The sequence below is a fragment of the Mesorhizobium sp. M2E.F.Ca.ET.209.01.1.1 genome, assembly GCF_004010375.2.
Classification (GTDB): Bacteria; Pseudomonadota; Alphaproteobacteria; order Rhizobiales; family Rhizobiaceae; genus Mesorhizobium.
In genome coordinates this window covers 166,927-178,675 of record NZ_SADP02000003.1, presented here as the reverse complement: position 1 = coordinate 178,675, position 11,749 = coordinate 166,927, and the positions used below count along the sequence as shown (strand labels likewise).

The following is an 11,749-nucleotide window of genomic DNA, read 5'->3' as shown; positions in this document are numbered from 1 at the left end:
TGTCATCGTTAAGCGTCGGCTACCGGAAACGATAAAAGGCCGGACATCGGTCCGGCCTTTGCCAATCTTGTCGCGCCGATCCGTTGCGCGTTACTTGATGCGGGCGGTCCCGCCCGAAATTTCGACCGTCTCCGAACCGGTCAGCGCTTCGAGGTCACCATTGGGGAGGGTCACGAAGCAGCCGTTCGGGCAGAACTCCACCGTCTCGCCGGCACCGAGCGTCAGCTCGCTCTTGGCGCCGCCTTCGGTCACGACCAGGGTCCGCGTCTGAGCGTCCCTGTTGATCGCGCTGGCGGCGAAAGCCGAACCGCCCAAGGCCAAGAAAGCGATGGCGGCAACGACAGACTTCCACATTGCAATTCCGGTGTTTCACACACCGCCTCTGTTCAAATTTGCAAGGCATTCTCGCCCTTTGCGTCGGAGCTTATATGAGATGTTACATGAACCGCAACTGAATGCCGCATTCATGCCACAATCGGTTTGGGCTGCGCAGGCGACACCACAGAAGGTCGGGCCTTGCCGAAAATGGTGGTCTCCGAGAACCGGCCTACGCCGACTGTAGCCTTCATGGGGCGGAAACATTTATGAGGGCTTCGGCCGGCGAAAGCTGGAAGCGCAGGAAGCCGTCATTTGCAGGCCGGCCTCACCTGAATATCAATGCGCCTTAGCCCGGATCTGGCTTGCGGCCCCTCCGCTTCATCTTGGCGAGCCGTTCCCGCTCTGCCGCGGCTTCCTCTTCCAGCCTCTCGCGCTCCGCGAATTCGGCTTCGATCTTGTCGTCGTCGATCGGCCAGGCTTCGTGCTTGTTCGTCTCGACCACGGCGCGCGGCGTCGACGGGATTTCGATCCGCTCGTCCTCGAAGATATCGAAGATGGCGAAACGAATATCGTTCTGCACGACGCTGCTGTTCATGATGTCGGCAATGAAGACGCGAATTTCGAACTCGAGCGCGGCAGCCCCGAAATTGGCGAAGAGGACGAACGGCTCCGGATTCTTCAGCACCATAGGATGGGCGCGGGCAATATCCAGCAGGATGGCATGGACGCGCCTCACGTCGCTGCCATAGGCGACGCCGACCTTGATTTCGACCCGCCCCAGCTTGTTGCGATGCGTCCAGTTGCCGACCGCGTTGTTGATGAGGTTCGAATTGGGCAGGATCACCGACTGCCGCTGGAAGGTCTCGATCTCGGTGGCGCGCACGCTGATCTTGCGCACCGTGCCGCTGACATCGCCGGCGACAATCCAGTCGCCGACCTTGAAAGGCCGCTCGGCAAGCAGGATGAGACCCGAAACGAAATTCGAGACGACATTCTGCAGGCCGAAGCCGATGCCCAGCGAAAGGGCGCCGGCAACCAGCGCCAGGTTGGAAAGATCGATGCCGGCGGCCGAGATGCCGACGAGGCCGGCGATCGCCACGCCGGCATAGCCGACACCGAGCCGGATCGAATTGCGCACGCCGGCATCGACCTTGCCGCGCGCCATCACCGAGCCGTCCAGCCAGCCCTGGAACCAACGCGTCAGGAAATAGCCGATGAAGAAGACGACGATGCCGCTGAGGATACCGAGGAAGGAGATCGTCACCGAGCCGATCGTGATGCCGGTCGCGAGCTTGTAGGCCCAGGCCTCGATGTCGCCCGGCTGAAAACCCCACATCAGAAGGATCAGCGGCAGGAACACCAGCACGATCATCAGGTTGATGGCGATGCTGACCACCAGGCCGAGTTGGTCGAGGGCGGTATCCTCGTAGCTGGACTTTTCCGAAAGCCAGCGCCCGACCGACGTGTCGGCGAAGCCGCCTTCCTCGCCGATCGCGCGCGCCGACAGGAAGCCGATATAGGCCGTCACCAGCGCGGTGCCGGTGACCACGACCTGGAACGAAACGAAAAGCGCCAGGCCGATATAGCCGAGCAGCGCCGCGGCGATGGTGAACAGGCCGAGCCCGATGGCGATGAAGCGAAGCCAAGCCGGCCACGGGCGCCATGAACCGTCGGCCGCCCTGAACGGCCGCAGCAACCCCATCAGGATCAGGATGACGCCGACGATGATGGTGGCGACGAAACTCCTGGCGATCGTCAGCGAAAGCGGCGACCCCATCTTCTCGTTGACTACCGACAGGAAGTAGTTGAGGCCCAATACGATGGCCATTGCCGTTGCCAGACCAACGAGCCAGCGCGCCGGACCGGTCGCAATCGGGATCAGCCGCCAGTTGGGCAGGCGTGGCTCGAGCGCCGCATTGGTCAGCCGGTTGACGCAGAACACCGTGCCGATCACGGCCAGCAAGGCGTTGAGGAACGTGCCGATATCGCCACGCAACACGGTGTAGTAGTTGAAGAAGAACACGGCCGAAGCGAAAAAGGCGCCAAGCGCCGCGGTCGGCAGCAATGTCGACCAGAAGGCGACGGAAAGCCGGCTGAGATAGGATGGCTCTTCAACGGTTGGATCGGGCTCGAAGATGCGGCCGAACAGGCGCCTGCCGCCGATGAAAAGCACCGCCGCCAACGCCAGCGCCATGAACGTCGCGGCAAGGATTGCCTGGAACTTGAACTTGAGCGCGAAGCTCAGCCAGGACGACACCGCCTTATAGAGACCCGTGAACTGGTCATGCGCGTCGGAAAAAGCCTGCGGGCTCAGCGCGTCGGTCAGGTCGTAGTGCTTGGTGATGACGTTGCGGAAAAGCTCGCTGCGCATCACCGCGATCTTGTCGAGCAGCCCGTTGACGCGGATCGACAGGTTTTGCGCGCTCGCGACGACGGCGTTGATCTCGGCCTTCTCCGAGGCAAGCGCGCCGCGCTCGTTGCTGACGATCGCCGGCTCGGGTGGCTGCCCCTGCGCCGGCGGCGGTCCAAGCACTTGGACGCGAGCGTTGATGTCGTTGAGGCGTTGCCGGAACGCCAGCGCGCTCGTCAGCGCCGCCCGCGAAATATCTTCCAGCTGCAACCGAATGTCGACCAGCCCTGCATCGTCCTGGTCGGGGTCGCTGAGTTTTTTCTCCAGGCCGTCGGTCTTGGTCGTCAGGTCCTGGATGACCTTGGTCTGGTCGGCAATGAGCTGCGACGAGCCGTGACCGATCGCCTGCGCCGACGCCTCGAACGCCGGCTGACCGAAGACAGCGACGATGACGACCAAGATCAGGCGTAGCAGTCGGAAAAACATGGCGTTGTGGCGACTCGCGGCCGAAAAATCCTCGAAATTTCCGCCCTTGATAAAGACCGGCCTATCGGGCGGCAAGCCGTCCCGGTCGTGTCGGGCGGAGTCGGCCTGTCGAAAAGCGATGGCGTAATCTTGGCTTTGCGCTTCCCGCCTGCTCTATAGTCTGCCGCCTCGCATCATAAGGACGATAGGAAGAATGGCGGAATATTCAGCCTTTTCGCTGCTCAAGAATGCGCTGGCCGGCAACAAGGATTGGAAGCCCGCCTGGCGCAAGCCTGACCCCAAGGCTTCCTATGATGTGATCGTCATCGGGGGTGGCGGCCACGGCCTTTCGACCGCCTATTACCTTGCCAAGGAACACGGCATCACCAATGTCGCGGTGCTGGAAAAAGGCTGGCTTGGCTCCGGCAATGTCGGCCGCAACACCACCGCCGTGCGCTCCAACTATCTCTTGCCGCAGAACACCCGCTTCTACGAACATTCGATGAAGCTGTGGGAAAACCTCTCGCACGACCTCAACTACAATGTCATGTTCTCGCAGCGCGGCTGCCTGAATCTTGCGCATACGCCTGCCCAGCTCGACGATTATGCGAGGCGCGGCAACGCCATGCGCCATCTCGGCGTCGACGCCGAATTGATGAGCGTCGACCAGATCAAGCGGCTCGTGCCGGCGCTGGACGTCTCGGGTTCCGCGCGCTTCCCGGTGCTTGGCGGGCTGATGCAGCCGCGGGCCGGCACGGCCCGGCACGACGCGGTCGCCTGGGGCTATGCGCGCGGCGCAGACCGGCGCGGCGTCGACATCATCGAGAATTGCGAGGTCACCGGCTTCCTGCGCGACGGCGACCGCATCACCGGCGTTTCGACGACGCGCGGCGAAATCCGCGCCAAGAAGGTCGCGCTTGCTGTTGCCGGCAGCACCGGCCACGTCATGCAACTTGCCGGCATTTCGCACATGCCGATCGAAAGCCATGTGCTGCAGGCTTTCGTCTCGGAATCGCTGAAGCCGGTCATCGATACCGTTCTCACCTTCGGCATGGGCCATTTCTACATTTCGCAATCAGACAAGGGCGGCCTCGTCTATGGCGGCGATCTCGACGGCTACAACAGCTACGCCCAGCGCGGCAGCCTGCCGATCGTCGATGAGGTGATGAGCGAGATGCTGGCGCTGTTCCCGGGCCTGGCGCGGGTGCGCATGCTGCGCTCCTGGGGTGGGCTGTGCGACATGACGATGGACGGCTCGCCGATCATCACCACCGGTCCGCTGCCCGGCATGTATCTCAATTGCGGCTGGTGCTACGGCGGCTTCAAGGCAACGCCCGCCTCGGGCTGGTGCTTTGCCTACACCATCGCGAAGGACGAGCCGCACGAGTTCAACGCGCCCTTCACGCTCGACCGTTTCTACCGCGGCCTGATCATCGACGACAAAGGCCAGGGCGCGACGCCGAGGCTGCACTAGGGGAACCATGATCCCAAAAAGTGGAAGCCGGTTTTTGGAAAGATCATGGTTGAACGAAAAGATACATAAAAGATGCTGATCACCTGTCCCTATTGCGGCCCGCGCGACGTCATCGAATTCACCTACCAGGGCGACGGCAACCGCGAGCGGCCGCAGCCGGCCTCGCAGAATCTCGACGCCTGGAACGCCTATGTCTACGACCGGCTGAACCCGGCCGGTGATCACAATGAGATCTGGCAGCATTCCGGTGGTTGCCGCGCTCATCTGAGGGTCGTGCGCAACACGCTCACCCACGAAATTCGAAGCACAGCCTTCGCTCGTGGCGGTCATCACAAGGCGGAGGGCCGCTCGTGAGTCCGCGCCGCACGGAGACCGGCGGCCGCATCGACCGGCTGCGCACCATCCGCTTCACCTTCGACGGCGCGCCTTACACCGGCCATGCCGGCGACACGCTGGCTTCGGCGCTGCTCGCCAACGGCGTGACGCTGTTCGGCCGTTCGTTCAAATATCACCGCCCGCGCGGCCTGCTGGCAGCCGGCGTCGAGGAGCCGAACGCGCTGGTGACGGTGCTGCGCGGCGACGTGCGCGAACCCAACATCGCAGCCACCATGGTCGAGATCTATGACGGGCTGGTTGCCGTCAGCCAGAACCGCACGCCTTCGCTCGCCTGGGACATCGGCGCGGTGAACCAGCTCGGCGGCAAGATCCTGTCCGCCGGCTTCTACTACAAGACCTTCATGGGTCCGGTGATCGGTCCGCTGAAGGGCACGCGCTTCTGGATGTTCTGCGAGCATTTCATCCGTCGCGCCGCCGGCCTGGGCAAGGCCGGCACCGCCCCAGACCCGGCCCGCTACGAGCGCATGAACGCGTTTTGCGACGTGCTGGTGGTCGGCTCCGGCCCGGCCGGCCTGATGGCGGCGAAGGCGGCCGCCGACCAGGGCGCCCGCGTCATCCTCGCCGATCTCGAAGCCAATTTTGGCGGCTCGGCTAACTGGTCTGGCGAAACCATCGACGGCATGCCCGCCGCCGACTGGGCCCAGCGCATGGTGGGACAGCTCGAAGGCAATGACAATGTGCGGCTTTTGCCGCGCACGACCGTGTGGGGCTATTACGACGGCAACACGCTGGCCGCCCTGGAACGGGTGACCGACCATAAGGAAGTGGCCGCCACGGGCGAGCCGCGCCAGCGCTATTGGGCGATCCGCGCAGGCACGGTGGTTCTCGCCACCGGCTCCTTCGAGCGGCCGCTGGTATTCCCCGGCAACGATCGTCCCGGCGTCATGCTGGCCCATGCGGCGGAACGCTACGCCAATGAGTATGGTGTGCTGCCTGGACAGCGCATCGCGCTCTTCACCAACAACGACAGCGCCTACCGCTCGGCCGTCGCCTTGAAGAAGGCCGGCGCCGCGGTGGTCGCCATCATCGACGTCCGCGGCGATGTCTCGAACGAGATGCGCCGGCTGGCAAGCGACGCGGAGGCCGAGCTGCTTGCCGGTCACGCCGTGATCGCGACCGAAGGCGGTAAGGCGCTCAGCGGCCTCAAGGTGCAGCGTTTCGACGCCATGAGCGGGGCGCTAACCGGCGACGAGCGCAGCATCCATGCCGACAGCCTCCTGATGTCGGGCGGCTGGTCGCCAACCATCCATCTGGCCAGCCAGGCCGGCGCGAAGGCCGAATGGGACCCGGCGAGACAAGCCTTCCTGCCGCCGAAGCCGACGCAACGCTGGATTGGAGCCGGCGCCTTCACCGGCAGTTTCTCGACTGCCGAGGCGATCGCCGAAGGCCGCGCTGCCGGTCTGCAGGCGGCTGGCGGTGCGGTTTCGTCCGCTCCTCTGCCCGTCGTCGAGGCGGCTCCGGGCGATCCCAATCCCGCGCCGGTCTTCGAGATCAAGGCTAAGGGCAAGAGCTTCGTCGACTTCCAGCACGACGTGACCGCCGAGGATGTGCGGCTTGCGCATCGCGAAGGCTTCGTCTCGGTCGAGCATCTGAAGCGTTACACCACGCTCGGCATGGCGACCGACCAGGGCAAGAACTCCAACGTGCCGGGCCTCGCCATCATGGCCGAGGCGCTCGGCAAGCCAATTCCCGAAGTCGGCACGACGCGCTTCCGCCCGCCCTACACGGCAGTGTCGATCGGCTCGCTGGCGGCCGAGCGCTTCGGCGATCTCAAGCCCGAGCGGCTGACCCCGATGCATGACTGGCACATCGCGAATGGCGCAAGGATGTATTCGGCAGGCCTCTGGTACCGGCCGATGATCTACGGCCTCCCCGGCGAGACGGTCGAGCAGGCCTATGTCCGCGAAGCCAGGGCAACGCGCGAGAGAGCCGGCATCGTCGACGTCTCGACGCTGGGCAAGATCGCGGTGCAGGGACCGGACGCGACCGAGTTCCTCGACCGCGTCTACACCAACATGTTCTCCACGCTTGCGGTCGGCAAGGCCCGTTACGGCCTGATGCTGCGCGAGGACGGGCTTGCCTTCGACGACGGCACGACCTGGCGGCTCGGCGAGCAGGAATTCCTGATGACCACCACCACCGCCAATGCCGGCAAGGTGATGCAGCATCTGGAGTATTTCCTCGACGTTATCTGGCCGGAGCTGAAGGTCACCGTCACCTCGGTCACCGACGAATGGGCGGGTGCTGCGATCGGTGGCCCGAACGCGCGGGCCATTCTTGCCGCTTGCGTCACCGGCACCGCCGTCGACAACGCCACCTTGCCCTTCATGGGCATCGTCCACGGCCGGATCGCCGGCGTGCCGGTGATGATCTGCCGCCTCTCCTTCTCCGGCGAGATGGCGTTCGAGGTCTATTCCGGCGCCGGCTACGGCACCCGCGTCTGGGAAGCCTTGATCGAGGCCGGCAAAGCTTTCGGCTTGGTCACCTACGGGCTCGAGGCGCTGGGCACGATGCGCATCGAGAAGGGCCATGTCACCGGCGCCGAGATCGACGGCCGCACCACGGCGCGCGATCTGCATCTCGACTGGATGCTGTCGAAGAAGAAGCCCTTCATCGGCTCGGCCATGATGGACCGCGAAGGCCTGATCGCGTCCGACCGGTTGCAACTCGTCGGTGTGGTCGCGCTCGACAACCGGCCGCTCAACGGCGGCGGACATATCGTCGAGGAACTGGACGAGGCCAACCCGCACGATTCGCTCGGCCACATCACCGCCTGCTGCTATTCGCCGGCGCTGGGCAAATACATCGCCTTGGCCTTGCTCAAGGGCGGCAAGGCGCGTCACGGAACCCGCGCCTTCGTCTCGGATCCGCTGCGCAACCGATTCGGGCCGGTCGAGATCGTCTCCAATCATTTCTACGACCCGGACGGGAGCCGCATGCATGGCTGAGCATTTGCCCGAACGCCAATCGCCGCTCGAGCCGGAGTATCATCCTGGCTCGCATGGCAATTTCGAACATGGCGTCGATGTCATCCTGTCCGAGACGCGGCCAGGCTCGATCCTGCAGCTTGCCGCCTGGCCGGGCGAAGAGAAGCGGCTGATCGAGGTTATCCGCAAGGTCACCGGTCTCGCGCTGCCCGACGGCGCCGGCGGCGGCGTGAACAGCGGCGCCCGCGCCGTCTTCGGTTTCGCGCCGGGAAAGTTCACTGTGGTGGATGAGGCTGAGGGCCTGGCTCAAGCCTTTGTCGGGTCGATCACGCCGGCCATCGGCACGCTCACCGACCTGTCGCATGGCCGTGCCGCGATCCGCATCGCCGGCCCGAAGGCCGAATGGGTGATGGCGAAGTTCTTCGCCATCGACTTCGCCTTGCCGGCCTTCTCTCTCGGCGCCGGCCGCTCGACCAATCATCACGACATCTTCGCCCAGATCCAGCGCAGCGGCGCCGACCAGTTTGACATCTACGTCTTCCGCTCCTTCGCGCGCTCCTTCTGGAAGGCCTTATGCCACGCCAGCGAGGAAGTCGGTTACGAGGTGCAGTAGAGCACTTAAGGTGTGTTGAGATTCAGGTCAGGCCAAGGCCGGCTCACCTGAAAATCAACGCACCTTTGGTCCAGCCGCTATCTGGCACTATGGACGGCTACAACTGCTGCTTGAGGCTTGGGCCAGCAGGCGCGATAGGTAAGGAATCACGGGCGTTTGCCAGGCAAACGTCCGCTCAGGCAACCAATTCGACCATACCCTTCCATGACTGTTGAGACTTCGGCGACGGCCACGACCCGCTTTGCTCCGGCGGAGGGTCCGTCGATGCTGTTGCCGGCAACCGTCGCTTGCGGCGTGTTCATGACCAGCCTGGACCAGAACGTCGTGGTCACCGCGCTGCCCGGCATCGGCGAGAGCCTCGATCGTCCGCCAAGCCAGCTTGGGCTGCTGATCACCGTTTATGTCGCCAGCCTCATCGTCACCATGCCGCTCGGCGGCTGGCTGGCCGACCGCTTCGGACTGCGCAACGTCTATTGCTTCGCCCTGCTCGTCTTCGCCAGCGCCTCGGCCTTGTGCGGCCTTTCGGAAAACATCTGGATGCTGGTCGGCTCGCGCGCCTTGCAGGGCTGCGGCGGCGCGCTGATGGGCACGCTCGGCCAGGTCGTGATCCTGTCGAGCTTCCCGCGCGACCGCACGCTCAAGATCAACATGTATATCTCGCTGGCCGGCCAGTCCGGGCCGCTGGTCGGGCCGCTCGTCGGCGGCGCGCTGACCACTTACGTCTCGTGGCGCTGGATCTTCTATATCAACATCCCGATCGCGCTGACCGCGGCGCTGCTCGCCGCCTCGCTGTTTCCGACGACCACCAAGCCGGTGCGCACGCCGTTCGATTTTCCGGGCTTCCTGCTCGTCGGCAGCGGCATGGGGCTGCTGGTCTTCGGCATGGATTCGCTTGCGGCCAAGGATGCCGCGGGCAGCCTGATCGGCATCGAGCTTGGCCTGGCGATCGTCATCCTGGCGGTTGCCGCTTTCTACTGCCTGCGCGCCCGCAACCCGCTGCTCGACCTCAACCTGTTGCGCATCCGCACCTTTCGCATCTCCTTCCTCACCGGCGGCAGCCTCGACACGATCGGCCTCAGCTCCGTGGTCTTCCTGCTGCCGCTGATGTTCCAGCTCGGCTTCGGCATGAGCGCCGTGCAGGCCGGATCGCTGACCTTCGTCGCCGCGATCGGGTCCTTGATCATGCGCTTCTTCATGCCGCGGCTTTTGAACCGCTTCGGTTTCAGGCGCGTGCTGGTCACCAACACGCCGATCGTGGCTTCTCTGGTCGCCGGCTTTGCCCTGATGCAGGCGAGCACACCGGCCTGGATCGTTCTGGCCTACATCTTCACTTTCGGCGTCTTCCGCTCGGTGCAATGGGCCTCGACCGGCAATCTTTCCTATTCGGACATCGCGCCGGAGCAGCTCGCTCGCTTCAGCGCGCTCTATTACATCCTGTGGCAGCTTGCGGTGGCGATCAGCGTCGGCCTCGCGGCGGCGCTACTGTCGCTGCTTGCCGGCGGCGGCAAGGCCAGCGTCGACGACTATCGCATCCTGTTCGTCGTCGAAGGGCTGATCACGCTTTGCGCGCTGTCGGCTTACCTGCGGCTGACGCCGCGCGACGGCGCGCATGTCAGCGGCCACGGCGCGCATATGAGCACCGATTAGCTGGCCGAGATATTCGGCGAGCGGGTTACTCCGAGAAAGTCACCCAGTCCTCGAGCGGCGCGCGGTCAGTGCGGAACTCATTTTCGGGCTTGGACGTGTCCTCGTAGCCGAGCGCCATGCCGCAGACGACGATCTCTTCGTCGGGAATGTTGAGCACCGGCCGGATCTGCCGATGGTAGGGCGCGAAGGCCGCCTGCGGGCAGGTGTGCAGCCCCCTGCCCCGTGCAGCGACCATGATGTTCTGCAGGAACATGCCGTAGTCGATCCACGAGCCCTGGTTCAGTCTCCGGTCGATCGTGAAGATCATGCCGACCGGCGCATCGAAGAAGATGAAATTGCGGTCATGCTGCGCGCGCATCTTGTCGACCTCGCGCCGGCCGATGCCCAGCGCGCCGTAAAGGCCGAAGCCATTGGCGCGCCGGCGCGTCAGATATGGCTCGAAGAACTGGTCGGGATAATAGCGGTACTCGTCCCATTCCGCCTTTTCGGCGCGGATGCCGGAGTTGAGGATCGCGTCGCTGATGCGCTGCTTGACCTCGCCCTTGGTCACATAGACGCGCCAGGGCTGCATGTTGGTGCCGGACGGCGCGCGCGCGGCGACCGCCAGGATCGCCCGGATCGTATCGTCATCGACCATATCGGGCAGGAAAGCGCGCACCGACCGGCGCGAGGTGATCGCCTCATCGACGATCTCCGCATCCGACGCGATCCGGATGTTCTTCTCAAGCATGGGTCGTCCCTTTCGGCATGGCCAGAAACCCGCAACCCGGTTTCCTTGACGACCATCCGCAGACTATAAACTAAAACTGGTCTCCGACCGGGCACCCCACTCGCCGCTCGTGCGCGAGCCTTTGCATCAACCGCCGAAAACGCGCAAGCAAATCTTGTGGCCTATGAAAATCTCCTTGATTTTTTCATGGTTTTGCCCTCTCATGAAATTTATCCGGATTTTTTCACGAGAAGCCTTTGAGCTCGACCACGGCCCGATCGGAGCAGGACAATGGCGACCGGCTGCTGGCCGGCGACATCCGCGCGCTGCGCAAGGCACGCGGCCTCACGCTCAGTGAAATTGCGCTCAAGTTGGGCCGTTCGGTCGGCTGGGTCAGCCAGGTCGAGCGCGGCCTCTCGGTGCCTTCGGTCGGCGACTTGCGGGCCTTCGCCGACCTCTTCAATGTACCGATCAGCCTTTTCTTCAGTCATGACGTGCCGGCCGAGGAAGAGCGTGGCGTGATCGTGCGCGCCGGCCGCCGCCGCGTGCTTGGCACAAGCGAATCGGGTCTGGTGGAAGAGCTTCTGTCGCCCGATCTCGGCGGTAGTTTCGAGGTGGTTCGCTCGGTATTCGCGGCCGGCGCCGAGATGAAGGCCGCGGCACTTCGGCCGACCGAGGAGGCCGGATACATCGTCTCCGGACTGTTCGACATCGAGATAGCGGGCGTCTGGCATCGGCTTGGTGAAGGCGACTCGTTTCGTTTCGAGGGCAAGCCTTATCGCTGGCGCAATCCGGGCACCGAGCCGGCGGTCGTCATCTGGGTGGTCTCACCGCCGGTATATTGATTTAT

Annotated in this window: 9 protein-coding genes; 6 read left to right on the top strand and 3 right to left on the bottom strand. The window is 64.2% G+C overall.

The annotated features are described in order from the left end of the window. Positions 1–90: 90 nt before the first annotated feature. A complete protein-coding gene (locus EN852_RS07030; RefSeq protein WP_127874259.1) occupies positions 91–354 on the bottom strand; it encodes a hypothetical protein in 264 nt (87 codons plus the stop codon). A gap of 310 nt (positions 355–664) precedes the next feature. Next, positions 665–3,154 (bottom strand): mechanosensitive ion channel family protein, encoded by a 2,490-nt coding sequence (locus tag EN852_RS07025; RefSeq protein ID WP_127874260.1) that lies wholly within the window; start codon positions 3,152–3,154, stop codon positions 665–667. Between the two features lie 193 nt (positions 3,155–3,347). Between EN852_RS07025 and EN852_RS07020 the strand changes: the two genes are divergently transcribed. The 5 genes from EN852_RS07020 to EN852_RS07000 all read left to right on the top strand — a co-directional run bounded on the left by EN852_RS07020 (position 3,348) and on the right by EN852_RS07000 (position 10,190). Next, positions 3,348–4,607 carry a sarcosine oxidase subunit beta gene (locus EN852_RS07020; RefSeq protein WP_127874261.1) on the top strand — a complete coding sequence of 420 codons (1,260 nt, stop codon included), beginning with the start codon at positions 3,348–3,350 and terminating at the stop codon, positions 4,605–4,607. 72 nt (positions 4,608–4,679) lie between these two features. Next, positions 4,680–4,961 carry a sarcosine oxidase subunit delta gene (locus EN852_RS07015; RefSeq protein ID WP_127874262.1) on the top strand — a complete coding sequence of 94 codons (282 nt, stop codon included), beginning with the start codon at positions 4,680–4,682 and terminating at the stop codon, positions 4,959–4,961. Next, positions 4,958–7,951, top strand: a complete 2,994-nt coding sequence (locus tag EN852_RS07010; protein ID WP_127874263.1) for a sarcosine oxidase subunit alpha — start codon at positions 4,958–4,960, stop codon at positions 7,949–7,951. Before EN852_RS07015 ends, EN852_RS07010 begins: the two co-directional genes overlap by 4 nt. 4 nt (positions 7,952–7,955) lie before the next feature. Next, on the top strand, positions 7,956–8,543 hold the full coding sequence (locus tag EN852_RS07005; protein WP_127874420.1) for a sarcosine oxidase subunit gamma: 588 nt from the start codon (positions 7,956–7,958) through the stop codon (positions 8,541–8,543). 204 nt (positions 8,544–8,747) lie between these two features. Beyond that, entirely contained in the window at positions 8,748–10,190 is a 1,443-nt protein-coding gene (locus tag EN852_RS07000) for an MFS transporter (RefSeq protein ID WP_127874264.1), read from the top strand. Positions 10,191–10,215: 25 nt separating this feature from the next. Here EN852_RS07000 and EN852_RS06995 read toward each other — a convergent pair whose 3' ends face one another. Beyond that, a complete protein-coding gene (locus EN852_RS06995) occupies positions 10,216–10,920 on the bottom strand; it encodes a nitroreductase (protein ID WP_127863385.1) in 705 nt (234 codons plus the stop codon). A 236-nt stretch (positions 10,921–11,156) separates the two neighbouring features. Between EN852_RS06995 and EN852_RS06990 the strand changes: the two genes are divergently transcribed. After that, positions 11,157–11,744, top strand: coding sequence for an XRE family transcriptional regulator (locus EN852_RS06990; RefSeq protein WP_246694201.1), 588 nt, complete (start codon positions 11,157–11,159; stop codon positions 11,742–11,744). Positions 11,745–11,749: the final 5 nt, after the last annotated feature.